Below are 24,785 nucleotides of genomic sequence, written 5' to 3' on the forward strand. Positions count from 1 at the left end.
GGTCAAAAAGAGCGGCCTTCAGGCCGCTCTTTTTATGGACACGGCAAACACAGAAACGGTGACACTGAACAATCCGCAGCCTCAGTAGCCGCGCTGTTCAAGCCGCCCGGAGCCTCTGGGCTCTGGCAGTTTATGCTTGCGACTCGTGCTCAGACCTTTACCCTACGCAGTCACGCAAACCCTATTGATATGGAAGTAAAGATGGCTCTGGATTTTCAATGGAAACGACTGGATGATCTCTCCTCTCGGGAGCTGTACGCCCTCATCCAGGTTCGCGAAGCCGTGTTTGTGGTGGAGCAGCAGTGCGCCTATCAGGAAGCAGACGGTCTGGATCTGACTGCCTGGCACTTGTCGGTGTTCAAGGATGGGGAGCTGGCGGCCTATGCCCGCGTTGTCGAGCCGGGACTGAAGTATGCCGAACCGTCCATTGGCCGCGTCCTGACTGTGGCCAAGTTTCGCAATTTGAAGATCGGTTATGCCCTAGTGGCTGAAGCCATACGATTTACGCATGCTCAGTATCCTGGCGAGGATATTCGCATTGGCGCACAGGCTCATTTGCAGAAGTTCTACGGGTCTTTAGGGTTTGAACCCGTCGGTGAAATCTACGACGAAGATGGCATTGCTCATATTGACATGGTCAAGCCAGCGACTCCCGCCGATAGCAGTATGGATGCTCATCAAGACCACCCGGCTAGGCGTTTAGGTTTGTAGCAATCCAGCGTGCAACGCCTACAGACAGAAAAGGGCACCCTGTGCGGTCAGGGCTGCAGCGCGGCGCGGGAGAACGCGACCCCAGTCACAGTGCCACGGGCTCCCCACGTAAAAAGGCCTGGGCACGCTGCGCCATAATGGCCTCCCGCCGGATGAAGTCCGCGACAAAGTCATTCACGGGATGATGATGCAGGCTGTAGGGCGTATCCCATTGGATAATCTTGCCCGCCTGCATCACGCCGATGCGGTCAGCAATCGCGAAGGCCTCTGCCTGATTATGCGTCACCAATATTGCCGTGATGCCGGCCTTTTTTAAAATCTCGCGCACCTCAAAGGCCAGCCGCTCACGGGTATCCACATCCAGATTGGAAAACGGCTCGTCAAGCAATAATAAGGACGGCTTGGGAGCCAGCGCTCGCGCCAGAGCAACACGCTGTTGCTGACCACCGGACAATTCATGCGGATAACGCTGTGCCAAGCGGGACAAGTCCACCAACTCCAACATGTCGTGTACCCGCTCTTGTCGTTCGTTCCGGCCCCATTTGCGCAGGCCAAACGCCACATTCTTCTCTACGGTCAGATGAGGGAAAAGCGCGTAATCCTGAAACATCATGCCGACATGCCGGTCTTCCGGTGGAACCTGTTGAGAAACAGCGGATAGCACACGACCATTGAGCAAAATATGCCCGGCGCGCAAAGGCTCAAAGCCGGCGATCGCACGCAGAACCGTGGTCTTGCCACAGCCGGACGCGCCAAGCAAACAGCCAATTTCCCCTTGTGGCAGGTGCAAACTGAGTTGGTCGACGACCGGCCGAAATCCCTCGGACGTATCGTAGGACAGGGTAATAGCCTGCAAATCCAGAAAATCATTCATGATGCGCGTGGGCCAGAGGCCATCAATTGAGTACGTGCCAATAAAATAACGGGGATCAAACCGGCCAGCACAATGGCCAGAGCCGCCACCGCGCCTTCCTCATAGGTTCCCCGCGCCGCTTCCGCATACAACCAGGTTGCCAGGGTCTCGAAATTCATCGGACGCAGCAGCAAGGTGGCCGGAAGCTCCTTCATGGCATCCACAAAAATCAGCAGGGCAGCCGCACCCATGGCCGGGCGCAGCAAAGGCAAATGCACGCGCTTGAGCGTGCCGGCCGGCGTTTCACCCAATAGGCGGGAGGCCTGCTCCAAGGAAGCGGGAATACGAGCCAGGCCAGCCTCGATGCCGCCAATCGAGATCGCCAGAAAGCGCAAGGTATACGCGAGCACCAAGGCCAGAGTAGAGCCCATCAAGAGCAGTCCGCTTGACGAAATGCCCAACCAGGACAGGAGCTGGTTGTAAAAAGAATCGAACATCACCAGGGGAGTCAACAGACCAATCGCCAACACCGTCCCGGGAATGGCGTAGCCCAGACTGCTGACACCGGCCAGAAAACGGGCTAGACGAGGCTTGCGTCCCGAACGGACGGCGCGGGCAGCCCAGGCAACCACCAGACCACAGAACAGAGTCGCAAGCGTAGCCAGGGCAGCGATATACAGGGTGTTCCAGGCACTGTTGAGCAGTTGCGCCGAGATGCCGCCGGTTTGCGTCACATGTTTGATTGTCTCGTTAAGCAGATACAGGGAAGGAGCCACAAACCCTACCAGCACGGGGGCCGCACCCAAGGCAATCGCGATGCAGGCCGCCGAGCCTTTCAACCGAGTGGGTCGGATAGGCTCGGAGCGTTGATTACTGAAATACGCCTGGCGACGACGGCCATAACGCTCAATGCTGATCAAGGCCGCCACCAGACAGAGCATGGAAACAGCGATTTGAGCGGCACCTGCCAGATCAGAACGGGTCACCCAGGTGGTGTAGATCGATACCGTCAAGGTCTGCACACCCAGAAACTCGGAAGCGCCGATATCATTCAAGGTTTCCAGCAAGGCCAGACTGACGCCCACAGCAATCGCGGGGCGGGCCATCGGCAGCACAACCCGGAAAAAGACACTGCGTCCGGACTCCCCCATAATGCGTGCCGCTTCGAGCAGACTGGCCGACTGAGTGGCAAACATGGCTCGTGTACTCAGGTAAACATAAGGATAGAGCACCGAGCCCAGCAGAAAAATAGCCCCGCCCAGGGAGCGCAGGTCCGGCAGACGAAATTCACGCGGGCTGCTGTAACCCAGCACATAGCGTATGGCTGATTGAATCGGCCCGATCGGATGCAGCAAGTCCAGATAAGCAAAGGCCACGATATAGGTCGGGACCGCCAAAGGCAGCAGCAACGCCCATTGCAGAACCCGCCTGCCTGGAAACTCGTAGGCGGTAATCAGCCAGGCAGCGCCCACCCCTAAACAGCTGACCACCACTCCCACCCCCAGGAGCAGCAATAAGGTATTGCTCATGGCGTGGGGCAACACGAACTGGAACAGGTGCGACCAGTGCTCGGTCGAGCCGCCTAAGGCGTGGGTCAGCAGGGTAATCACAGGCGCAGCCACAATCAGGGCAATCACAGCAGCGGCCAGGGACCAAAGGGGCAGACGACGAAAAAAGGGCATTATGAAAGGCTAGGTGTTACAGGCGCTTCAATGCGCGACGACCGCCGCTCTGATTTCTCAAAGCTGGCGGTCGTAGAAAAAGAGTAGGGCGATTTTAGTTGTCGAAGCCAACTTTATCCACCAACTCGCTGGCTTGCTTGCGATGCTTGGCGATTTCAGTCAGCGGCAAGGGATCGACCTTCAAGGGCCCAAAGCTGGCCACGACCGGGTCCAGTTCAACACCGGCGCGCACGGGGTATTCGTAATTGGCCTTGGCATACAGGCTCTGCGCTTTCTCGGAAACCAGGTATTCCAGCAATTTGACGGCATTGTCCTTGTTGGGAGCATGCTTGGCCACCGCCGCACCGGAAATGTTCACGTGCGTGCCGCCACTTTTGGTATCCGCGAAGGTGGGACGCACCACATTAATGGCTTCCCCCCATTTGTAGGCGTCGCTACCTGGCTCGGCATTTTTCATGCGGCCCACGTAGTAGGCATTGGCGATACCGATATCACAAATCCCGCCCAGAATGTCGCGGGCAACGTCACGGTCCCCTCCGGCGGCTTTGCGACCCAGATTGTCCTTGACGCCACGCAACCATTTTTCCGTTGCTTCGGCCCCATCATGAGCAATCATGGCGGCGACCAAGGCCGTGTTGTAAGGGTGTTGGCCCGAACGGATGCACACTTTGCCTTTCCACTTGGGGTCGGCGAAATCTTCGTAGTGAATGCTTTTCACATCCACGTCCTTGGCAACATAAGCGACGCGATCACGCAAGGACAGGGAATACCATTGTTTGTCCGCGCCGCGCAGATTGGCGGGAATGGCACTGTCCAGGGCTGCGGATTCCACCGGCTGGGTAATACCCGCTTCGACCAGATCCAGCAGATTGCCAATGTCTACCGTCATCAGAATGTCGGCAGGGGATTTGTCACCTTCTGTCTTGACACGCTCGATCAGGCCATCTTTCACAAACACGGTATTGACCTTCACACCCGTGTCTTTGCTAAAGGTTTCCAACAGAGGAGTAATCAGTCCGGGTTCGCGGGTGGTGTAGAGATTGACTTCGCCAGAAGCAAAAGCCGCCATCGACACAGTACCCATCGCGGACAGAAGCAGGGCTTGGGTCAGGGCACGACTACGAAGAGTAAAGCGCATCATCAACACTCCAGAAACAGGCGCAGTTAGCTTAAAGCCGGAAAATGTGAATGATTATCAAACGTATGCAGGAAGTAGGCAAGAATTATTTGGGCAGTCAGTACGCAAAACAGTCAAATCTGCGGTTCAGCAGCCCGCCCGGAGAGCGACAATTCCTCGTCTGAAAACTTAATGGTTTGTCCTGATTGCGATCAAATCGCATTGATGTTCGAGCATGGATTTACCTGCTGAACTCGGTACAATGGGCAGATATTTGCTTACTGATCCGGGCTTTGTGGCCCCTTTACACGATAACTACCATGGCAGCTTTCAATACCGAACAAGTGCTTAGCGTCCACCACTGGAACGACACCTTGTTCTCCTTTACCACTACCCGCGACGCCGCCCTGCGATTTCATAACGGGCACTTTGTCATGATCGGTCTGGAAGTCGATGGCAAGCCGCTGATGCGTGCTTACAGTATCGCCAGCGCCAATTACGAAGAGAACCTGGAGTTTCTCAGTATCAAGGTGCCGGACGGCCCATTAACCTCGCGCCTGCAGCACCTGAAAGAAGGCGACACCATTTTGGTCAGCCGCAAGCCTGTGGGCACGCTGGTCATCGACGACCTGCGGGCCGGGCGCAATCTGTTCCTGTTTGGCACGGGCACCGGTCTGGCTCCTTTCATGAGCATCATTAAAGATCCGGACACGTATGAGCGCTTTGAGAAAGTGATCCTGGTACACGGTGTTCGCTATGTGAGCGAATTGGCCTACTCGGATTTCATCCAGCACGAGCTGCCCCAAAACGAGTACTTTGGCGAGATGGTGCGTGAAAAGCTGCTGTATTACCCCACGGTTACGCGCGAGGCGTTCCGCAATACGGGCCGCATCACGGAACTGATCGAAACCGGCAAGCTGTGCCAGGATTTGGGCATTGCCCCGTTGGACCCTGCTCAGGATCGCGCCATGCTGTGCGGCAGCCCCGCCATGTTGGCCGACATCAGCGCCATGCTCGATGAGCGCGGCTTTGAAGTATCGCCTGGTGTTGGACAGCCCGGCGACTACGTGATTGAACGCGCCTTCGTGGAAAAATAATCACGCCAAGATCTGTTAATTTTAGCTATAGGCGCTTAAACTCTGATAGTACAACACTCATCAGAGGTTTCTTATGACTAAGCAAGTTGTCTTCACCGACGCCGCTCCGGCTGCCGTAGGCCCTTATTCTCAGGCCATCATTGCATCGGGCGGCAAGACCGTGTTTCTGTCTGGTCAAATCGGTTTGGAGCCGGCCACCGGCGAACTGGTATCTGAAAATTTTGAAGGTCAGGTACGTCAGGCATTCGCCAATCTGGAAGCCGTGGTCAAAGAAGCTGGCGCCAGCCTGACCGACATCGTCAAACTGACGCTGTTTCTGACAGACCTGTCCCGCTTTGCCAGCGCCAATGCCATCATGGCCGAACTGATTCCGCAGCCTTTCCCCGCACGCTCGACCATCGGTGTGGCCAGCCTGCCCAAAGGCGCTCAGTTCGAGGTCGAGGCAATCCTCAATTTCTAAAGACGTATTGCCATGACCGCAGGTCGGCCTGCGCCTCAGGCCAAACGGACTGCGCCCCGTAAAGCGCTCAGTCTGGACCAGAAATTTGAAAAGCTCGGTCTGCGAGAGCCTGCCGACTTCGTGGTCCATCTGCCTTTGCGCTACGAGGACGAAACCCAGGTCGAGCCTATTGCCCATCTTTACCCCGGCAAGATGGCGCAGATCGAAGGACGTATTCTCAGCACAGATGTCCAGGCTCGGCCTCGGGCGCAACTGCATGCCCGTATTGCCGATGAAAGTGGCGAGCTGGTCTTGCGCTGGCTGCATTTCTATCCCAGCCAGCTCAAACAACTGCAAAGCGATTTGCCCTTGCGGGTGCGTGGCGAGGTGCGCCAGGGCTTTCATGGCCTGGAAATGGTGCATCCCAAAGTCACCAAAGCCGGCCAACCCCTGGCGCGCGCACTAACGCCCGTTTATCCCACCACGGACGGCTTAAGTCAGACCCAACTGCGCAAAGCCATTGCCGATGCGCTCAATACCGCGGACCTGCGCGACACGCTTCCCGAGCAAGTCCGTGCCGAATATGGCCTGATGCCGTTTAACGAGGCCATCCGGCTCTTGCATTACCCGCCGCCAGAGCTCAGCTACGACGAATTGTTCGAGCAGGGCCATCCCGCCTGGAGCCGCATCAAGTTTGATGAGCTGTTGGCTCAGCAGCTCTCCTTGGCGCAAGCTCGCGCGGCCCGTCAGGCTCAACGCGCCAGGCCGATGCGTGAAGCCAAGAGCGATTTGCTCCAATCCCTGCTGGCCTCCTTGCCGTTTAGCCTGACGGCAGCTCAGCAGCGCTGCGTTAAAGAGATCAGTGCGGACCTGAAGCGCTCCTATCCCATGCACCGGCTTTTGCAAGGCGACGTGGGTAGCGGAAAAACCATTGTCTCGGCTATTGCTGCGGTGCAGGCCATTGCCAGCGGTTTCCAGGTAGCCCTGATGGCACCCACAGAGATCCTGGCCGAGCAGCACTATCTGAAAATGCGTACGTGGCTGGAACCGCTGGGCGTGGAACTAGCCTGGTTAAGCGGCAGTTTGGGCGTGAAGGCCAAACGCCTTGCGTATGAGGCCATTCGTTCTGGGCAAGCGCGTCTGGCAATCGGCACCCAGGCCCTGATTCAGGACAATGTTCAGTTTCATAAGCTGGGGCTGGTGATCCTGGACGAGCAGCACCGCTTTGGAGTGGGCCAGCGTCTGGAGCTGAACCGCAAGGGCGATGCACAGGACAACAAAGGCCAAGCCTATTTGCCCCACCAACTCAATATGAGTGCGACCCCTATCCCGCGCACGCTGGCCATGGCGTTTTTTGCGGATCTGGATGTGTCCGCGATTGACGAGTTGCCGCCCGGGCGCAGTCCCATCATCACAAAACTGGCGGCGGACAATCGTCGTGATGAGATCATGGCCCGCGTGCGAGCCGAAGTTGCTCAGGGACGACAAGCTTATTGGGTTTGTCCCCTGGTCGAGGAAAGCGAGGCCCTGCAGTTACAAACCGCTGTCGACACCCATGCGGCACTGGAACAAGCCCTGGCCCCTTTGCGGGTCGGCCTGATTCATGGCCGTTTGTCCTCGGCAGAAAAAGCGGAGGTCATGGAAGCCTTTCGCAGCGGAAATCTGGACGTGCTGGTCGCCACGACCGTCATCGAAGTGGGGGTGGATGTCCCTAACGCTTCTTTGATGATTATTGAGCATGCCGAGCGTTTCGGTCTGGCTCAACTGCACCAGCTGCGCGGTCGGGTAGGGCGCGGGCAGATCCAGTCCGTTTGTGTACTGCTGTACCAGGCACCGCTCTCGGCAGTGGCCCGCTTGCGCTTGCGGGCCATGTATGAAACCACGGATGGCTTTGAGATCGCCCGCCGCGACCTGGAACAACGCGGCCCTGGCGAGTTTATGGGCATGCGCCAGTCCGGACAGGCCGGCCTGCGTTTTGCCAGTTTGCAGTCTGATGAGGACCTGATCGAACAGGCCCAACACTTGGCCAGCTCCTTTCGACGTGATTATCCAGACCACGCTCACCAGCATTTGCGGCGCTGGATGAAGGGACGGGAAGAGTTACTGCGTAGTTGACCATGAGCCTGCCTACAAGCTTCACCGTTTACGGCGTGCTAAGCCAGGCAGGATGGATATGGCGCCATAGGCGCCCCTGTATTGTGGTGAAGATGCTCAGCCTGTCCGGCCAGCGCTCTTTACCCAAGGTCTTAATGCTGTTTTGCACAAGGAATTGTCATGACATTGACCGAGCTGAAGTACATCGTTGCCGTGGCACGCGAACGCCATTTTGGGCGTGCCGCCGAAGCCTGCTTTGTGAGCCAGCCCACCTTATCGGTGGCCATCAAGAAGCTGGAAGACGAATTAGGCGTGGTCATCTTCGAGCGTGGCGGGCCCGAAGTGGCGATTACCCCGATCGGGCTGCGTATTGTTACCCAGGCACAGAAGGTGCTGGAAGAGGGGGCCAATTTGCGCGAAATTGCCCGACAGGGCCATGATCCCCTGGCCGGTCCATTGCGCGTGGGCATTATCTACACCGTAGCGCCGTATCTGCTGCCAAAGCTGGTTCCCAAGCAGATCGAACTGACTCCGCAAATGCCGCTGTTATTGCAGGAAAATTTTACGGTGCGCCTGCTGGAGCTGCTGCGTCAAGGTGAGATTGATTGTGCAATTGTGGCCCTGCCTTTGCCCGAGACAGGCCTGGTCATCCGCGAGCTGTATGACGAACCCTTTGTAGTGGCTATGCCGCATGATCATGCCTGGGCCAAGCGTAAGGAAATCGACCCCGAGCAACTGAAAGACCAAACCATGTTGCTGCTGGGCGCCGGCCACTGCTTCCGCGACCAGGTGCTGGATGTCTGCCCCGAGCTATCCCGTTTTTCGGCCTCCAGTGAAGGGATACAGCGCACCTTTGAAGGATCGTCGCTGGAAACCATCCGACATATGGTCGCCACCGGGATCGGTTTGACGGTCCTGCCTGCCAGTTCACTGACGGCCCCCGGACAAGCTAACGAACTGCTGGCCTACGTTCCCTTCAAAAAACCCATTCCAGATCGGCGCATTGCCTTGGTCTGGCGCAAAAGTTTTCCACGTCTCTCGGCCATTGATGCGCTGACCCGTGGGATCATGGAAAGCGGGTTAGCTGGTGTGAACTACTTAAAAGTCGAATACAACAGCAATTTCCCGTATCCTGAACTAGCGTAAGCCGCGCAGCCACTGCGTGTTATTCTGCTTCAGTATTTATTTAGCCCTCTGTTTAACAGGAGTCCACTATGGCAAAAGCCGTGAAAGCAGTGAGTAAAACCGCCAAGGTCAACAAGGCCGAAGAAGCCCCGAACACTGATACCAAGGTCGCAGTTGCAGCCGATGCAAAGGCTGAAGCAAAACCGGCCCCCGCCAAGAAAGTGACTGCTAAAAAGGCCGTCGCCAAAAAGCCTGCTACAGCGGCGGCCAAACCCGCCGCCGCCCGTAAACCGGCGGCTGCAAAACCGGCCGCCACCAAAACCGCTGCCCCCGCGACGTCCACCAGCAGCGCGCTGAAGATTGATATCGGCATTTCCACGGCAGATCGTGCTGCGGTGGTCAATGAGCTGTCCAAGGTGCTGGCCGACTCTTATACCGTCTACCTGATGACACACAACTTCCACTGGAACGTCACTGGCCCCATGTTCAAGACTCTGCACGAGCTGTTCATGACCCAGTACACGGAACTGTGGCAGGCTCTGGACGACATCGCTGAGCGTATCCGCGCGTTGGGTCATTACGCGCCAGGCACCTACGCCGAATTCCAGAAGCTCTCCTCGATTACGCAGCCCACTTCCGTGCCGGATGCCACCACCATGATCGAATTGCTGGTCAAGGGTAACGAGGCGCTGGCTCGTACCGCCCGTACGGCTTTTGATCGCGCCGACTCTGCCGACGACCAGCCCACGGCTGATTTGTTGACCCAGCGTCTGGACGTGCACGAGAAAAACGCCTGGATGCTGCGCAGTTTGCTGCAGTAATTCGTTCGTTGTCGCTGTCCAAGCGCAAGAAAAAGGGCCGCCGCGAGGTGGCCCTTCTTTTTTCCACTATAGAAAACCCTGAATTGGGTCACAAGGCAGGCATAAAGCCTCGTTATCGGTGTATGCTTTCCTGCATATTCACGGAGGTGTTTTCTATGAAAATTCGTTTCACTCCTGTTGCAGCGGCCATGAGCCTGGCAACGGGTCTGCTCTTGTCCGGTGCTGCTCACGCTGACAATATCCGTATCGCGCTGGCGGGCCCTTTTACAGGCTCGGTCACCCAATACGGCGATATGGTCAAACAAGGTGTCGACACAGCCATCGAACAGATCAATGCCAGCGGTGGCGTTCTGGGCAAACAGCTCGAACTGGTCACTGTTGACGACGCCTGCGAACCCAAGCAAGGGCCTGTCGCCGCTAACCGTATCGTGAATGACAAGATCCATTATGTTGTCGGCCACGTGTGTTCGGGTGCGACCATCGCGGCCACGGACATTTACAACAACGAAGGCGTATTGATGGTCACCCCATCGGCTACGGCTCCTGCGGTCACCGATGGCAAAGGCTATGAAATGATCCTGCGCACCATCGGTCGCGATGATCAGCAAGGTCCGGCTGCTGCCAAGTTCATTCTGGAACAGATCAAACCCACCAAAGTAGCGGTGCTGCACGACAAGCAGTCCTACGGTCAGGGTATTGCCGCCTCGGTCCGCTCTGAACTGCAAAAAGCCGGTACGGACGTGGTCCTGTTCGAAGGGATCAATGCGGGCGACAGTGATTACTCGGCTGTAATCACCAAACTGAAATCCACAGGTGTGGACTTCGTGTACTTTGGCGGCTATCACCCCGAAATGGGGCTGTTGCTGCGTCAGGCAGCTGAGCAAGGCGTGAAAGTTCATTTCATGGGCCCAGAAGGGGTAGGCAACCCCGATATCAACGCCATTGCCGGCAAGGCCGTGGAAGGTATGCTGCTGACCTTGCCTGCGGACTTCTCGCAAGATCCCGACAACCAGGCCATCGTACAAGCCTTCAAGGACAAGAAGCGCGATCCTAGCGGTGCGTTCCAGTTGTCCGCCTATGCTGCCACCTTGGCTATTGCCGAAGGCATCAAGGGCGCTGGCGCTGACGACCCCGTCAAGGTGGCAGAGTACCTGCATGCCAACAGTGTGAAAACACCTATCGGTCTTATCAGCTGGAACAAGCAGGGCGACCTGAACGATTTCAAATTTGATGTGTTCAGCTGGCACGCAGACGGTAGCAAATCGGTCTACGGCAAGTAATCTCTGATACTTGTGTGCAAAAAAAACCGACCCGAAGGTCGGTTTTTTTTATTAAGGTTTTGCGCCCAAGCCCATTCAGGCATCAATGCGCAACCCCGTCTCGCGATCGAACCAGTGCAAAGGGTGGGGGGGCATGTGACCAATCTGGATGGCCTCCCCAATTTGAATCGGATACTCGCGCGTTTGTTCAATCGGACAGCGCACAATAATGCGGTAGTCGCCACAACCCAGATGCAAGAGCTGCTCGGAGCCCAGAACTTCGACCATTTCAACTTGCGTCGTCACACCCGGCACATGCAGCCTGATGTGTTCAGGGCGAATGCCCAAAAACACCTTGCGGCCTCGGACGGAGGCAGGCACCATCTCAGGGCCAAACTGCACAGACTGGCCATTGTCCTGCAGAATCTGACCTTGCTCGCTCACTTGCACCGGTAAAAGGTTCATGGGCGGCGAGCCAATAAACGTGGCCACAAACACCGAGGCCGGTTTTTCAAACACCTCGACCGGAGTGCCGATCTGCTCGGGCATGCCCTGGTTCATCACAATCATGCGCTCAGCCAAGGTCATGGCCTCAATCTGATCGTGCGTCACATACAGACTGGTGGTTTTCAGGCGACGATGCAGCTTCTGAATTTCCAGGCGCATCTGGACTCGCAGCTTGGCATCCAGGTTTGACAACGGCTCATCAAACAGAAACACCTTGGGCTCACGCACAATCGCACGCCCCATCGCCACCCGTTGGCGCTGACCACCGGATAGCTGGCCGGGACGCCGCTCAAGCAGCGCACCCAGCTCCAGAATGGCCGCCGCCGCATTGACCCGTTGCTTGATCTCGTCCTTGGAGAATTTCCGGATCTTCAGACCATAGGCCATATTGTCAAAGACCGACATATGAGGGTAGAGGGCGTAGTTCTGAAACACCATGGCGATGTCGCGTTCAGCCGGTTCCAGATCATTGACTACTTTACCGTCAATCAGAACCTGGCCCGCCGTAACGGATTCCAGGCCTGCCACCATACGCATCAAGGTCGATTTCCCGCAGCCGGAAGGGCCCACAATGACCACGAACTCGCCATCGTTCACGTCCACATCAATGCCGTGAATAACGACCGTCCCGTTCGGGTAGGTTTTCTTGACGCCTTCAAATCGTAAGCTAGCCATTCAATAAAGCCTGTAGAGAATTACTTTTCAGAGTCGATAAGACCTTTGACGAACCATTTTTGCATCAGCATCACCACCAGTGCGGGCGGGATCATCGCCAAAAGGGCCGTTGCCATCACCACATTCCATTCAGTCACGCTGTCACCACCGGAAATCATGCGCCGGATACCGACCACAATCGGGTACATATCCTCTTTGGTGGTGATAATCAACGGCCACAGATACTGGTTCCAGCCGTAAATGAACTGAATCACAAACAAAGCGGCAATGCTGGTTTTGGATAGAGGCAGCAACACATCCTTGAAAAACCGCATCGGGCCAGCCCCATCAATACGCGCTGCCTCGATCAACTCATCCGGCACGGTCAGAAAGAACTGGCGAAACAGGAAGGTGGCCGTTGCCGAGGCGATCAGAGGCAAAATAAGGCCTCCGTAGCTATCGAGCAATTGCAAATCGGCCACCACCTTGTAAGTGGGCATGATTCGCACTTCCACAGGCAGCATCAGGGTGATGAAAATCATCCAGAAAAACAGCATGCGAAAGGGGAAGCGGAAATACACCACGGCAAATGCCGAGAGCATGGAAATAATGATCTTGCCAACCGCAATGCCCAGCGCCATCACCATGCTGACCAGCAGCATGCGGCCCACGGGCGGAGAATTGGTCGCCGTGCCTTGCAAGGCGGTCAGGTAGTTCTCCACCATGTGCGAGCCCGGCCAGAGCGACATGGGCGCACGGGCCACTTCGGCACTGGTCTGGGTCGAGGCCACAAAGGTGATGTACAGGGGCAGGGCGATCACGATCACCCCCAGGATCAGGATAAGATGCGTGAAAAAATCGAGAAGAGGGCGTCGTTCAACCATGACTATGTTCCTTGCTGCGCATTAGCTGTACGTCACTTTGCGATCGATGTAGCGGAACTGAATCACGGTCAGTGCCACCACAATCGCCATCAGCACCACGGACTGAGCCGCCGAGGAGCCAATATCCAGGCCTCGAAAGCCGGTGTTATAGACTCGGTAGACCAGGATCGACGTTGCTTCACCTGGGCCGCCTTGGCTGACGACATCAATGATGGCGAACGTATCAAAGAAGGCATAAATAATATTGACGACCAACAGGAAAAAGGTCGTGGGCGCCAGCAGGGGAAACACAATGCCCCAAAAACGGCGCATTGGCCCGGCACCGTCCATGGCGGCTGCTTCAATCAGAGAGCGAGGGATTGCTTGCAGACCCGCCAGAAAGAACAAAAAATTGTAAGAGATCTGTTTCCACACCGAGGCAATCACCACCAGCAACATGGCATCGTTACCATTCAAACGCGGGTTCCACTCAAAGCCCTGCTCCAGCAGAAAAACCGCCACAATCCCCACGGACGGCGAAAACAGAAATAGCCATAACACACCGGCCACGGCGGTTGCCACGGCATAAGGCCAGATCAGCAGGCTGCGATACAGCAGGGCGCCACGCACCACACGATTTGCCATTACCGCCAACAGCAACGCCACCACCAGGCCCAGAACGGACACGGCAAGGGAAAACACGGCGGTCGTCTTGAACGAGGCCCTGTATTCCGTACTGCTGAACAGCTCGGTAAAGTTGGCCAGGCCGACAAACTGCGAGGACAGACCAAACGGATCTTCCAAATGAAAAGCCTGCCACAGCGCTTGCCCGGCAGGCAGGAAAAAAAAGATCACAGTAATGGCCAGCTGCGGAGCAAGTAGCAGGTAGGGAAGTGTCTTATGACGAAAGACGACACGTTTTTCCATAGGTTCGCGCGCAAGGGGAAAGGAGCGCCACCATCAGGGTGGACAGATTTCAGGTGAAACGAAAAGCGTATGAGCAGCCAGGACGGCCTGCTGACGGTTTAGTGGGGCCAGGGGCCGGAAGGAACGTCGTCAGGCGCTGCGCTCATACGCTCGATTGTAAACCACCCGCACAAAGGCGGGCCCGGCTTACTTCACGCTCTTTTCAAAGCGCTCCAGCAGTTCATTGCCACGGTTTTGCATGGCTTTCAAACCTTCTTCAGGCGTGACTTTACCTGCAAAAATCTGTTCCATCACACCGTCCTCGATATCGCGAATCTGGGGCAAATAACCCAGTCGGATACCGCGGGAGTTATCGGTCGTGCTGGCATCGAGCTGTTTGACCGCCACATCCGCACCTACGTTTTTAGCGTAGAAATCAGACTCCTTGGTCTTTTCAAAGCCGGCCTTGGTCACAGGGACATAACCGGTGTTCTGGTGCCAGGCAGCAGCCTGCTCAGGGCTGGAGATGAACTGGAAGAATTCGGTAACGCCTTTGTAGACATCATCCGACTTTTTGGCAAATACCCAGAGGGAGGCGCCACCAATAATGGAGTTCTGAGGGGCGCCTTGCACATCGCTGTAATAGGGCAGGCTGCTGGTGCCAAACTCAAACTCGCCGGTTTTGATGATGTTGGCGCGGTTGCCGCTGGAGCCGGTAAACATGCCGCACTTGCCGCTGGTAAACAGGGCGTTGGCCGTATCACCCCGACCGCCGTACGAGAAGGAGCCGTCCTTGGACATATCCGCCAGGAAGGTCATATGCTTGAGAAACAGCGGATTGTCCAGCTGCAGGCGGGCACCGGGGCCACCAAAGCCGTTGTTTTCACTGGCATACGGAATGTTGTGCCAGGCCGCAAAGTTTTCCAGCAAAATCCACGATGGCCAGGACGAGGTATAGCCACACTCCTGACCGGACTCACGCAGTTTTTTGGCGGTGGCATGCAGTTCCTGCCAGGTCTTGGGTGGGTTTTCGGGGTCCAGGCCAGCCTTTTTGAACGCATCCTTGTTGTAGTAGAGCACGGGAGTGGAGCTGTTGAACGGCATGGAGATCAGCTTGCCCTCGTTCGAGGAGTAGTAGCCGGCCACAGCGCCCAGAAAATCAGCGGGGTTGATCGGTTTGCCCACTTTTTCGGACATCTCCTGAACGGGCTGAATAGCGCCTTTGGCTGCCATCATGGTGGCTGTGCCCACTTCAAAGACTTGCAGGATATCGGGTGCATTTCCCGCCCGGAAAGCGGCCACGCCAGCATTCATGGACTCGCCATAATTGCCTTTATACGAAGCCTTAACCTGGTAGTCCGACTGAGATGCGTTAAAGTCTTTGACTAATGCATTAACCCGTTCGCCCAAGGCTCCTTCCATTGAGTGCCAGAACTGAATTTCCGTGGCCGCTTGCGCAGTGCCAATCGAAGCAATCAGACCGGCCAGAGACAGAGCAAATAGTTTTGTTCGCATCAGGTTTTCTCCTGTATAAAAGGTGCCGCTAAGGTGTAGCAGGTTTTAAAACTCAAGCTTATGACTTGTTTATGACGCTCTCGTGAATGTATCCATGGGTTCGTCATATAAGCAATGACTAATTACCCTCAAACGCTAAGAAAACGTGTCAGAGGACAGATTTTAAATGGGAGCGATGATGAATCCACACGATACCTCTTTTAAGCTGGCGTTTATCGGCGCAGGCAATATGGCTAGCGCGCTGGCCGCTGGTTTGATCGGGAAACGCTGCGGCGGCTCGGACGTTTTGGCAATCGATATCTACCCGCCCGCCCTGGAGTCCTGGGCCCAGCAAGGCGTACACATCGCCCATGAGCCCGGTCCGGCCCTGTCCAGGCAACGTATCTGGGTTTTCGCCGTCAAGCCCCAGGTCATGAAAGAGACCGTGCTGGCCTGCAAACCCTATCTGCAGGACGATACCTTGGTGATCAGTGTCGCTGCCGGTATCCCCGCCACCGCGCTGGCCCAGTGGCTGGGTGAGCCTGGCAAGCCGTACCAGCGTGTTATCCGCTGCATGCCCAATACGCCGGCCTTTATTGGCTGTGGCATTACCGGTCTGATGGCTCTGGAACAGGTGGATGACAGCGACAAATCCATTGCTCAGCAATTGTTGAAGTCCGTTGGCGAGGTGGTTTGGGTTGAGGACGATGCAGCCATTGATGCCGTCACCGCCGTTTCGGGCAGTGGCCCAGCTTACGTCTTTTTGTTCATCGAAGCCTTGATCAAAGCCGGAATTGAGCAGGGCTTGTCGCCCGAACAGGCCCGCCAGCTCTCACTGGCGACCTTGCATGGAGCCACCCAGCTGGCAACCCTGTCTCCCGAAGCGCCCTCCGTCTTGCGCGAGCGGGTCACCTCCAAGGGCGGTACCACGGCTGCAGCTTTGGCTGTTTTTAACGAAGGGGGTTTTACGCCACTGGTACAACAAGCGGTCAAGGCTGCCAAACTGCGGGCCGGTGAACTGGCTAAAGAGTTTTCCTGATACCTGCTTGATTTTCTTTACCCCAAGCGGAATTAATCGGGCGCCCTGAACAGGCAAAACAAAAAGCATCCTCCGGGATGCTTTTTGTCTTTTAGCCATAAGGCCTTGAACAGGCGAGGTATTTTCAGGAAACAGGTTTTTAACAAAGCAGGCTTATTCGGAAAACACCGTTGCGCGGCGCTAGGGCTTATACGAAGTGACAACGTTTAGGCGGCTACCCCAAAATGGGTTCCCCTGGTGCAGAACAACGATTATCCAGGCACCAGAAAAAGCACTTTCTAAAAAGCAATGCCGGTAGACCCCGGCCTCGGGAGACAGCTGCTATGACCTTTACTCGACGCTTTACCCCCGCTCTGACCGCCCTGGCCACGGTAATGGCCATGGGTACCGCCTACGCGGCGGACACCATCAAAATCGGTATTCCTCAACCCATGACCGGCCCATCGACTCAATACGGGGACCAGATCCAGGCCGGTGCCTTGACCGCGATTGACGCGATCAATGCAGCAGGGGGGGTCAAGGGCAAAAAGCTGGAGGCCGTTCTGATTGACGATGCCTGTGAACCCAAGCAGGCCGTACCGGCTGCCAACCGCGTGGTCAACTCCGGCGCCAAGTTCGCCGTCGCCCATGCGTGCTCGGGCACGACCGTACCAGCTGTCAACATCTACGAACAGGAAGGGATTGTGGCGATTACTCCCGGCGCCACCTCGCCGCTGGTGACCGACACCATCAAACCTCATTACTTTTTCCGCACCATCGGGCGCGATGACCAGCAAGGCCCTTTTGCGGCCGACTACATTGCTGAAGTGCTCAAGCCCAAGAGCATCGCCGTGCTGCATGACAAGCAAACCTACGGCTCGGGCGTGGCCACGCAAGTGCGTGACGCACTCAAGAAAAAGAACATGAACATCGTCATGTACGAAGGCATCAACGTCGGTGACAGCGATTATTCAGCCGTGATCACCAAGCTCAAGGGCGTCAATCCAGACCTGATTTATTTTGGCGGCTATCACGCCGAACTGGGTCTGTTACTGCGTCAGGCTCGTGAGCAGGGCATGACAAACACCTTCATGGGACCGGAAGGCGTTGCCAACCGTGACCTGGTCGCCATTGCCGGCCCGGCAGTGGAAGGATTGCTGGTGACCTTGCCAACTGACTTCACCAAGATGCCGGCCAACAAAGAGGTGATGGAGAACTTCAGCAAATACAAGCGCAACCCTAACGGGGCCTTCACGTTCCCGGCCTATGCGGCAGTACAAATTATTGCCGATACGATCAACGCCGTCGGCGAGGATTCGGCCAAGGGCGCGGACTACATGCACGCAAATGCGTTCAATACCGCCATTGGCGAGGTAGAATACGACGCCAAGGGTGATTTGAAGCACTTCGAATTTGCCGTTTTCAAGTGGGATAAAGATGGCAACTTTGATCTAGTTGAGAAATAAGACTGGATGATGTGCCCCCGCTCTTTATGAAGAACGGGGGCATTGCTTTTGGATGCCCACAAAGCCTCAGAACAAAACGACGGACTCAACGGAAAAAAACAAGCATGTCTGATTTACTCCCTCAGATCGTGCAACAGCTGTTCAATGGATTATCCTTGGGCGCTATTTATGCACTGATCGCCATCGGCTACACAATGGTCTATGGCATTATCGGAATGATTAACTTTGCCCACGGCGAGATCTATATGATCGGCGCCTATGTCGGGCTGGTGACCCTGACTGCGATTGGCGTAGGCTCGGGTCTGCCCATCTGGCTGATCATTCTTATCATGTTGCTGGTTGCCATCCTGGTAACCGCCGTTTACGGCTATGCGATTGAAAAAGTCGCCTATGCGCCGTTGCGTGGCAGCCCCCGGCTGGTTCCGCTGATCTCGGCCATTGGCATGTCCATTTTTCTGCAGAACTGGGTGGCCCTGGGTCAGGGCGCGCGCGACATGGCCGTACCAACGCTGCTGTCGGGTTCCTTCCAGTTCAGCCTGGGCTCGGACGGCTTTACCGTTACAGCGCCATACTCGCGTGTCATGATTATCGTCGTGACCGTGGTGCTGATGATCATGCTCAGCCTCTACATCAAGTATTCGCGACTGGGGAGGGCTTCGCGCGCGTGTTCCCAAGACTTGCGCATGGCCAATCTGCTTGGTATTGATACCAACAAGATCATTTCCTTTACCTTCATCATCGGTGCCATGCTGGCCGCCGTGGGCGGCGTGCTGATTGCCACCGCGATTGGCAAACTGAACCCCTTTATTGGCTTTATCGCCGGCATCAAAGCCTTTACCGCCGCCGTGCTGGGCGGGATTGGCAGCATCCCTGGCGCCATGCTGGGTGGTGTCTTGCTGGGTTTGGCAGAAACCTTTGCGGCTGCCTTTATTTCGTCGCAGTACAAGGACATCGTGGCCTTTTTGCTGTTGGTCTTTATCCTGCTGTTCCGCCCCACGGGCCTGCTGGGTAAACCCGAGGTGGAGAAAGTCTGATGATGAACCGCTTTAGCAATGCATTTATCGCCGCTGTTCTGGCAGGCATCATTGTGGCTCCCGTCTTTGGGCTGCAAATTGTGCGCTCCGGAATGACTACCCATCTGGAGAGCGATTGGCAGATCGTCCTGATTGGCATGGCCCTGGTATTTGTGGTTCAGCTGATCCGGCCCAACGTCAATCGCACCAAAGTGCGAGAAAGCCGTTGGACACTGCCGACGCTAAGCATGCAGCACAAAAAGATTCTGCTGTATATCGTGATTGCCTGCGCCGTGGTCTGGCCCTTTTTTGGCGGTCGAGCCCAGGTGGACATTGCCACCCTGGTGCTGATCTACATCATGCTCGGTCTGGGCTTGAACATTGTGGTGGGCTTTGCCGGCCTGCTGGACCTGGGTTTTGTGGGTTTCTACGCGGTGGGTGCCTACACCTACGCCTTGCTCTATCACTACGCAGGCTGGGGCTTCTGGGAAGCACTGCCGCTGGCTGGTGGCATGGCGGCCCTGTTTGGCTTTCTGCTGGGTTTCCCCGTGCTGCGCTTGCGTGGCGACTATCTGGCCATCGTCACTCTGGGTTTTGGCGAAATCATCCGCCTCTTGCTCATCAATATGTATGACCTGACCGGCGGCCCTGACGGTATTTCCGGCATACCCAAGCCAACCGTATTCGGTTTCCCCATGGCGCGTCGTGCGCCAGAAGGGCAGACCACGTTCCACGACTTGATGGGCTGGACCTTCAGCAACCAGGACGTGGTGGTGTATCTGTACTTGATGGCCCTGGCTTTGGCCCTGATTACCTTGCTGGTCTCCAGCCGCGTGGTGCGTATGCCCATTGGCCGTGCCTGGGAAGCCTTGCGCGAGGACGAGATTGCCTGCCGTTCGCTGGGGCTGAACCCGACCACCATCAAGCTGTCTGCCTTTACCATGGGCGCCATGTTTGCCGGCTTTGGCGGGGCATTCTTCGCTGCCCGTCAGGGTCTGGTCAATCCAGAGTCTTTCACCTTTATTGAATCCGCCCTGATCCTGGCCATTGTGGTGCTGGGTGGCATGGGTTCACAAATCGGCGTCATCCTGGCGGCCATTGTGCTGACCGTGGTTCCTGAGCTGGCCCGAGAGTTTGCGGAGTATCGGATGTTGATTTTTGGTCTGGTCATGGTGGCCATGATGGTATGGCGTCCGCAGGGCTTGTTGCCTGTGCAGCGTCCTCATGTGGAGTTGCGCACATGAGTCCATTACTGCAAGTATCAGACCTGTCCATGCGTTTTGGCGGCTTGCTGGCGGTGGATTCCGTCAGCTTTGATGTGGCCAAAGACGAGGTATTTGCCATCATCGGGCCCAACGGGGCAGGCAAGACTACGGTGTTTAACTGCGTAGGCGGTTTTTACAATCCCACCTCCGGCTCGGTCACTCTGGAAGGTCAGCCCATTCACGGCCTGCCCAGCCACAAAGTGGCTCAGAAAGGGCTGGTGCGCACTTTCCAGAACGTGCGTCTGTTCAAGAAGCTGACCGTGCTGGAGAACCTACTCGTTGCCCAGCACAGCCAGCTCAAGGCCGGGTTCCTGTCGGGGCTGCTGAATCTGTCACGATACAAACAGTCCGAGAAGCAGGCCAAAGAACGTGCCGTGCAATGGCTGGATTTCATGGGGCTGACTGACCTGGCCAATCGCGAGGCCGGCAACCTGGCCTACGGTCACCAGCGCCGCCTGGAAATCGCGCGTTGCATGATTACCCAGCCGCGCCTGTTGATGCTGGACGAACCGGCTGCCGGCCTGAACCCCCAGGAAAAACGTGACCTGCAGGCTCTGATCGACCAATTGCGTCGCGAATTTGGCGTGGCCGTCTTGCTGATCGAGCACGATATGAGCCTGGTTATGGGCGTATCGGACCGGATTCTGGTGATGGAGTATGGCAAACCCATTGCCACCGGCCTACCTGAAGAAGTGCGCAATGATCCGCGCGTCATCAAAGCCTATCTGGGGGAAGAATAAGTGCTCAAGCTGGACTCCGTATCTACCCATTACGGCGCGATTCAGGCGCTGGACCAAGTCAGCGTGGACGTCAATCAGGGCGAGATCGTCACCCTGATTGGCGCGAACGGCGCAGGCAAAACCACCTTGCTCATGACGGTATGCGGTTCGCCCCGAGCCAGCTCGGGCAGCATCAGCTTCATGGGCGAGGACATCACGCACGCTGACACGCACCGCATCATGCGCAAAGGCATCGCCATTTCCCCGGAAGGCCGCCGCGTCTTTCCGGACCTGACCGTGTCGGAAAACCTGAAGATGGGCGGTTTCTTTCTGAACCGCAGCGAGATCGAAGAAGGGGAAGAGCATGTCTACAAACTGTTTCCCCGTCTCAAAGAGCGCGCCTCCCAGCGTGCCGGGACCATGTCCGGTGGTGAACAGCAAATGCTGGCTATTGGTCGTGCCCTGATGAGCAAACCCTCTTTGCTCTTGCTGGATGAACCGACGCTGGGGCTGGCTCCGCTGATCATCGCGCAGATCTTTGACATCATCCGCACCATTCGCGATGAAGGCGTGACGGTGTTCCTGGTCGAGCAGAACGCCAACAAGGCCCTGCAAGTCGCAGACCGTGGCTATGTGCTGGAAACCGGGAAGGTGGTGATGCAGGATACCGGGGCCAATCTGTTGGCCAATCCGGATATTCGCAAGGCGTACTTGGGCGCGTAAACAGCCAGCCCTCATAGCCTCAGCGCCGTACCGCACCGCGCATTTGAAGTATCGCTTTAATTGACGGGCTGTAAAAAAAACCTGAATCTCAGCTTGAGCTGGATTCAGGTTTTTTATTCGGAGAGTCAGCAGGGACAAGGATGGCGGCACCAACGCTAAAAGCCGTCGACATTCCTGCCCACAGTGTCAGGGGAGTAAAGCACGGCCGTATCCCCTGAACGCCTGAATCGCTAGCTGCTATACAACTTAATCCTTCAACAAGCCTTCACCACGCAGCGCCGCCTTCACACCTTCGTTCTGCTCCATGCGAGCAAAGAAAGCGTTCAGGTTCTTCATGCCTGACAGGTCCAGCTTCATCAGACCCGCCCAGCGCAGCACCACGTACAGATAAGCATCAGCCACAGACAAGGAACCCGACAGGGTTTCTTTGCCTTCCAGGTGCTTGTCGATCACACCAAGCTGCTTGGTCAGCAGGACGGCTGTCTTGGCTTTGATTTCGGCCTGTGTCGATTCCTGATCTGCATAGCGATGCGTACCAAACATGACACCTACGTTGCGGTGGATTTCGGCATTCAGGAACGCCAACCAGCGGCGGGCCTCAAAGCGTTGTTCGATGGTGTTGCCCAGCAGATTGGCCTGAGGAAATTTTTCGTTCAGGTACTCCAGAATAGCGATGCTTTGCGTCAGGACCAAATCACCATCGACCAGAACCGGCACGGCCCCGTTAGGGTTCAGCTTCAAGAATGCCTCTTGCTGCAGCTCGTCGCGGCTGACGCGCTGAGCTTCAAACGGCGTGCCGATCCACTCCAGTGCGATGCGGGTCACCAAAGGACAAGCGCCTGTCATGTAATACAGTTTCATACGTTCTCTTTCCAAAAGTGCGGTAAACAAATGGCGCGAGCTCATCGCGCCACTCCAAAACTATCGAGCTTGAAGGTGGCGGGCCAGGAAGCGCTCCATGCGTTCGTAAAACTCGAACTTGTTCTCGTCATTGTGAAAGCCGTGGCCTTCGTTGTCCTTGACCATATACTCCACATCCACGCCGCGAGCCTTTAAGGCCTCTACCATTTGATCACTTTCTGCCTTGTTCACCCGTGGGTCGTGGGCACCCTGGGCAATAAATAACGGGGTGCGGATCCTGTCGGCATGCAAAACAGGCGAATTGGCTTCCAGCAGCTCCTTGTCTTTGACGGGATCACCCACCATCGCATGCATCTTCACCAGCATCGGTTTCCAGTAGGGCGGAATGGTGTTCATGAAGGTCAGAAGATTGGACACGCCTACATAGTCCACTGCCGCTGCGTACAAGTCAGGGGTTTTGACAATACCGGCCAAGGTCGCGTAACCACCGTAGCTGGCACCGTAAATAGCAATGCGTTTGGGGTCAGCAATCTTTTGATCGATCAGCCACTGAACGCCATCGCTAATGTCGTCCTGCATGCTCAACCCCCATTGTTTGAAGCCCGCTTCCCAGAACTTGCGACCATAACCGGTCGAACTACGGAAGTTGATCTGCAAAACAGCGTAGCCACGGTTGGCCAGGAACTGGACTTCGGGGTTAAAGCCCCAATAGTCCCGCGTCCAAGGCCCCCCGTGCGGATTGATGACCACCGGCAGGTCGCGGCTGGGCACACCCAAAGGCAGGCTCAAGTAGCCATGAATCTTCATGCCATCGCGGGCCGTAAATTCGATGGGCCGCATCACCGCCATATCACTTTCCGGCAAAGCACTATTGATGACGGCCAGCTTGTGCAGGCTGTTGCTGTCCACATCGTACAAATAGCGCGAGCCAGGGTTGCGGTCGCTGTAGCTGGCCACAATCATTTTCTTCTCGTCGCGTGTCATGGACTGCACGCTGATTTCATAGCCCGGCAATTGACGGGCGATCGCGGCGTGAATTTTCTCGCTTTGCTCATCAAAGAAATGCTGACCGGGCTTGTCGGTATAGTAATCCACCGACGTCAGCACCTGACGCAGGCGTGAATACCCGGCCCCCATCAGGTCGTAATCGGGCAGCTCATAAACATTCTCTTCCACGTCGGGTCTGGCAGGGTCAATCAAGACCAATGCCAAGGTGTCACGCCCACGATTGCTCAGGGCATAAAAGCGCTGGTTATCGGCGTGAAAAAAGAGGGGGCTGACTTCGGTGCGGAAATCTGTTTGCAAAATGCTGCGGAAGGGCTCGGATTCGCTGTCACGATAACGCAGTTCGGAATCCACACCGGAAATGGCCATGGCCAGGCGTACGCGGCCCTGATGGTCCGTGCTCCAGCCCAGCACATCTCCCGGATTCTCGGCCGCCAGCGTGCTTTCACCGGTCAGCACGTTGACCTTGTAGACATCAAAGACTTCCGGGTTGCGACCATTGTGCGAGACCAGAATATGGTCCGGATCATCGGGCAAATCATCTTGCACGCCCGCTCGCACCCCTTTCAAAGGCGTCAAGTCCGTGATCTTGCCCGTATTCACATTGACGGCCAGAACGTGATAGTTCTCGTCGCCATTGACATCCTTGGCGTAAATTACGGTCTCGTCGCCTTTCCAGAAGTACTCGGCAATATCGCGTTGATGCTCGGCGGTCACGCGACGAGGCTCGCCGACCGGTTCACTGCCTTCCAGCTCTTGCACAAAAATATTCTGACGAGCGGGATGTCCGTCGATCTTGACCGGCTCCATAAAGCCGATCATGCGCCCTTGATCAGAAATCCGGAAACCGCTGCGTTTGGGGTTCTGAAAAAAATCCCGAATGTCGTACAGGGGAGGAGTGACGCTGGCGACGTTCTCCGGTACCAGGGCATGCGCGCCCAAAGAAAGCAAGAGGGACAAGAGCATAAGCACGAACCTATAAAACAGGGTTATGGAAGGAGACCAGGGACAAGCCTGCATCAATCCCATTACTATATCGGATGGTGATCCCAAGCAAAGGCAAGAACCCGCTGATAATAGGGCCGCAACGTAC

General features: G+C 56.3%; 22 protein-coding genes. 13 read left to right on the top strand and 9 right to left on the bottom strand.

The features are described from left to right. Positions 1 to 201 precede the first annotated feature (201 nt). Positions 202 to 711: a GNAT family N-acetyltransferase gene (locus RSQ48_RS08470; protein WP_415302346.1), complete on the top strand. Its 510-nt coding sequence runs from the start codon at positions 202 to 204 to the stop codon at positions 709 to 711. Between the two features lie 85 nt (positions 712 to 796). On the opposite strand, the gene RSQ48_RS08475 is transcribed toward RSQ48_RS08470, so the two are convergent. The 3 genes from RSQ48_RS08475 to RSQ48_RS08485 all read right to left on the bottom strand — a co-directional run bounded on the left by RSQ48_RS08475 (position 797) and on the right by RSQ48_RS08485 (position 4,384). Next, positions 797 to 1,585, bottom strand: coding sequence for an ABC transporter ATP-binding protein (locus RSQ48_RS08475; RefSeq protein WP_003800071.1), 789 nt, complete (start codon positions 1,583 to 1,585; stop codon positions 797 to 799). After that, a complete protein-coding gene (locus RSQ48_RS08480) occupies positions 1,582 to 3,246 on the bottom strand; it encodes an ABC transporter permease (protein ID WP_415302347.1) in 1,665 nt (554 codons plus the stop codon). Before RSQ48_RS08480 ends, RSQ48_RS08475 begins: the two co-directional genes overlap by 4 nt. 94 nt (positions 3,247 to 3,340) lie before the next feature. Beyond that, positions 3,341 to 4,384, bottom strand: a complete 1,044-nt coding sequence (locus RSQ48_RS08485) for a Fe(3+) ABC transporter substrate-binding protein (RefSeq protein ID WP_003800067.1) — start codon at positions 4,382 to 4,384, stop codon at positions 3,341 to 3,343. Positions 4,385 to 4,683: 299 nt separating this feature from the next. On the opposite strand from RSQ48_RS08485, the gene RSQ48_RS08490 reads away from it, so the two are divergent. The 6 genes from RSQ48_RS08490 to RSQ48_RS08515 all read left to right on the top strand — a co-directional run bounded on the left by RSQ48_RS08490 (position 4,684) and on the right by RSQ48_RS08515 (position 11,219). After that, positions 4,684 to 5,460, top strand: coding sequence for a ferredoxin--NADP reductase (locus tag RSQ48_RS08490; RefSeq protein ID WP_131071787.1), 777 nt, complete (start codon positions 4,684 to 4,686; stop codon positions 5,458 to 5,460). A 73-nt stretch (positions 5,461 to 5,533) separates the two neighbouring features. Then, positions 5,534 to 5,920 (top strand): Rid family detoxifying hydrolase, encoded by a 387-nt coding sequence (locus RSQ48_RS08495; RefSeq protein ID WP_003800063.1) that lies wholly within the window; start codon positions 5,534 to 5,536, stop codon positions 5,918 to 5,920. A gap of 12 nt (positions 5,921 to 5,932) precedes the next feature. Next, positions 5,933 to 8,014 carry an ATP-dependent DNA helicase RecG gene (gene recG, locus RSQ48_RS08500; RefSeq protein WP_415302348.1) on the top strand — a complete coding sequence of 694 codons (2,082 nt, stop codon included), beginning with the start codon at positions 5,933 to 5,935 and terminating at the stop codon, positions 8,012 to 8,014. A 159-nt stretch (positions 8,015 to 8,173) separates the two neighbouring features. After that, positions 8,174 to 9,139: a LysR substrate-binding domain-containing protein gene (locus RSQ48_RS08505; RefSeq protein WP_003800059.1), complete on the top strand. Its 966-nt coding sequence runs from the start codon at positions 8,174 to 8,176 to the stop codon at positions 9,137 to 9,139. A 332-nt stretch (positions 9,140 to 9,471) separates the two neighbouring features. After that, complete coding sequence (locus RSQ48_RS08510; RefSeq protein WP_039943084.1) at positions 9,472 to 9,939, top strand: Dps family protein; 468 nt, start codon at positions 9,472 to 9,474, stop codon at positions 9,937 to 9,939. A gap of 155 nt (positions 9,940 to 10,094) precedes the next feature. Beyond that, the gene (locus RSQ48_RS08515) at positions 10,095 to 11,219 is read left to right on the top strand and encodes a branched-chain amino acid ABC transporter substrate-binding protein (protein ID WP_003800055.1); all 1,125 of its coding nucleotides are present in this window, start codon (positions 10,095 to 10,097) and stop codon (positions 11,217 to 11,219) included. Between the two features lie 75 nt (positions 11,220 to 11,294). Here the strand turns inward: RSQ48_RS08515 and RSQ48_RS08520 are convergent, their stop codons facing one another. From RSQ48_RS08520 to ugpB, 4 genes are all read right to left on the bottom strand, one after another. Further along, entirely contained in the window at positions 11,295 to 12,380 is a 1,086-nt protein-coding gene (locus tag RSQ48_RS08520; protein ID WP_003800053.1) for a sn-glycerol-3-phosphate import ATP-binding protein UgpC, read from the bottom strand. 20 nt (positions 12,381 to 12,400) lie between these two features. Beyond that, the gene (ugpE, locus tag RSQ48_RS08525) at positions 12,401 to 13,243 is read right to left on the bottom strand and encodes a sn-glycerol-3-phosphate ABC transporter permease UgpE (RefSeq protein WP_003800051.1); all 843 of its coding nucleotides are present in this window, start codon (positions 13,241 to 13,243) and stop codon (positions 12,401 to 12,403) included. 21 nt (positions 13,244 to 13,264) lie between these two features. Further along, entirely contained in the window at positions 13,265 to 14,149 is an 885-nt protein-coding gene (ugpA, locus tag RSQ48_RS08530; protein ID WP_003800049.1) for a sn-glycerol-3-phosphate ABC transporter permease UgpA, read from the bottom strand. A 186-nt stretch (positions 14,150 to 14,335) separates the two neighbouring features. Further along, positions 14,336 to 15,643: a sn-glycerol-3-phosphate ABC transporter substrate-binding protein UgpB gene (gene ugpB, locus RSQ48_RS08535; RefSeq protein WP_059317629.1), complete on the bottom strand. Its 1,308-nt coding sequence runs from the start codon at positions 15,641 to 15,643 to the stop codon at positions 14,336 to 14,338. 166 nt (positions 15,644 to 15,809) lie between these two features. Between ugpB and proC the strand changes: the two genes are divergently transcribed. The 6 genes from proC (at position 15,810) to RSQ48_RS08565 (ending at position 21,826) form a co-directional block, all read left to right on the top strand. Next, positions 15,810 to 16,661 (top strand): pyrroline-5-carboxylate reductase, encoded by an 852-nt coding sequence (proC, locus tag RSQ48_RS08540; protein WP_131071790.1) that lies wholly within the window; start codon positions 15,810 to 15,812, stop codon positions 16,659 to 16,661. A 323-nt stretch (positions 16,662 to 16,984) separates the two neighbouring features. Continuing rightward, on the top strand, positions 16,985 to 18,106 hold the full coding sequence (locus tag RSQ48_RS08545) for a high-affinity branched-chain amino acid ABC transporter substrate-binding protein (RefSeq protein ID WP_415302349.1): 1,122 nt from the start codon (positions 16,985 to 16,987) through the stop codon (positions 18,104 to 18,106). 104 nt (positions 18,107 to 18,210) lie between these two features. Next, positions 18,211 to 19,140: a high-affinity branched-chain amino acid ABC transporter permease LivH gene (livH, locus tag RSQ48_RS08550; protein WP_003800042.1), complete on the top strand. Its 930-nt coding sequence runs from the start codon at positions 18,211 to 18,213 to the stop codon at positions 19,138 to 19,140. Continuing rightward, a complete protein-coding gene (livM, locus tag RSQ48_RS08555) occupies positions 19,140 to 20,363 on the top strand; it encodes a high-affinity branched-chain amino acid ABC transporter permease LivM (protein WP_039942987.1) in 1,224 nt (407 codons plus the stop codon). The genes livH and livM overlap by 1 nt, the downstream gene beginning before the upstream one ends. Continuing rightward, on the top strand, positions 20,360 to 21,124 hold the full coding sequence (gene livG, locus RSQ48_RS08560; RefSeq protein WP_003800036.1) for a high-affinity branched-chain amino acid ABC transporter ATP-binding protein LivG: 765 nt from the start codon (positions 20,360 to 20,362) through the stop codon (positions 21,122 to 21,124). The genes livM and livG overlap by 4 nt, the downstream gene beginning before the upstream one ends. After that, positions 21,125 to 21,826: an ABC transporter ATP-binding protein gene (locus RSQ48_RS08565; protein WP_003800034.1), complete on the top strand. Its 702-nt coding sequence runs from the start codon at positions 21,125 to 21,127 to the stop codon at positions 21,824 to 21,826. 246 nt (positions 21,827 to 22,072) lie between these two features. Here RSQ48_RS08565 and RSQ48_RS08570 read toward each other — a convergent pair whose 3' ends face one another. Continuing rightward, complete coding sequence (locus tag RSQ48_RS08570; RefSeq protein ID WP_039942985.1) at positions 22,073 to 22,687, bottom strand: glutathione S-transferase family protein; 615 nt, start codon at positions 22,685 to 22,687, stop codon at positions 22,073 to 22,075. Between the two features lie 60 nt (positions 22,688 to 22,747). Further along, positions 22,748 to 24,658 (bottom strand): alpha/beta hydrolase family protein, encoded by a 1,911-nt coding sequence (locus tag RSQ48_RS08575; protein ID WP_131071791.1) that lies wholly within the window; start codon positions 24,656 to 24,658, stop codon positions 22,748 to 22,750. Positions 24,659 to 24,785 lie beyond the last annotated feature (127 nt).

This window comes from Alcaligenes sp. SJTW-7, assembly GCF_047716895.1.
GTDB classification, from domain to species: domain Bacteria; phylum Pseudomonadota; class Gammaproteobacteria; order Burkholderiales; family Burkholderiaceae_B; genus Alcaligenes; species Alcaligenes ammonioxydans.

Coding starts and splice junctions, on each gene's coding strand:
- ugpE (WP_003800051.1), bottom strand. CDS start 13,243: ATGGTTGAACGACGCCCTCTTCTCGATTTTTTCACGCATCTTATCCTG.
- RSQ48_RS08490 (WP_131071787.1), top strand. CDS start 4,684: ATGGCAGCTTTCAATACCGAACAAGTGCTTAGCGTCCACCACTGGAAC.
- RSQ48_RS08545 (WP_415302349.1), top strand. CDS start 16,985: ATGACCTTTACTCGACGCTTTACCCCCGCTCTGACCGCCCTGGCCACG.
- recG (WP_415302348.1), top strand. CDS start 5,933: ATGACCGCAGGTCGGCCTGCGCCTCAGGCCAAACGGACTGCGCCCCGT.
- livG (WP_003800036.1), top strand. CDS start 20,360: ATGAGTCCATTACTGCAAGTATCAGACCTGTCCATGCGTTTTGGCGGC.
- RSQ48_RS08485 (WP_003800067.1), bottom strand. CDS start 4,384: ATGCGCTTTACTCTTCGTAGTCGTGCCCTGACCCAAGCCCTGCTTCTG.
- RSQ48_RS08520 (WP_003800053.1), bottom strand. CDS start 12,380: ATGGCTAGCTTACGATTTGAAGGCGTCAAGAAAACCTACCCGAACGGG.
- RSQ48_RS08495 (WP_003800063.1), top strand. CDS start 5,534: ATGACTAAGCAAGTTGTCTTCACCGACGCCGCTCCGGCTGCCGTAGGC.
- ugpB (WP_059317629.1), bottom strand. CDS start 15,643: ATGCGAACAAAACTATTTGCTCTGTCTCTGGCCGGTCTGATTGCTTCG.
- proC (WP_131071790.1), top strand. CDS start 15,810: ATGGGAGCGATGATGAATCCACACGATACCTCTTTTAAGCTGGCGTTT.
- RSQ48_RS08480 (WP_415302347.1), bottom strand. CDS start 3,246: ATGCCCTTTTTTCGTCGTCTGCCCCTTTGGTCCCTGGCCGCTGCTGTG.
- RSQ48_RS08515 (WP_003800055.1), top strand. CDS start 10,095: ATGAAAATTCGTTTCACTCCTGTTGCAGCGGCCATGAGCCTGGCAACG.
- RSQ48_RS08575 (WP_131071791.1), bottom strand. CDS start 24,658: ATGCTCTTGTCCCTCTTGCTTTCTTTGGGCGCGCATGCCCTGGTACCG.
- RSQ48_RS08570 (WP_039942985.1), bottom strand. CDS start 22,687: ATGAAACTGTATTACATGACAGGCGCTTGTCCTTTGGTGACCCGCATC.
- livH (WP_003800042.1), top strand. CDS start 18,211: ATGTCTGATTTACTCCCTCAGATCGTGCAACAGCTGTTCAATGGATTA.
- RSQ48_RS08470 (WP_415302346.1), top strand. CDS start 202: ATGGCTCTGGATTTTCAATGGAAACGACTGGATGATCTCTCCTCTCGG.
- RSQ48_RS08505 (WP_003800059.1), top strand. CDS start 8,174: ATGACATTGACCGAGCTGAAGTACATCGTTGCCGTGGCACGCGAACGC.
- ugpA (WP_003800049.1), bottom strand. CDS start 14,149: ATGGAAAAACGTGTCGTCTTTCGTCATAAGACACTTCCCTACCTGCTA.
- livM (WP_039942987.1), top strand. CDS start 19,140: ATGATGAACCGCTTTAGCAATGCATTTATCGCCGCTGTTCTGGCAGGC.
- RSQ48_RS08475 (WP_003800071.1), bottom strand. CDS start 1,585: ATGAATGATTTTCTGGATTTGCAGGCTATTACCCTGTCCTACGATACG.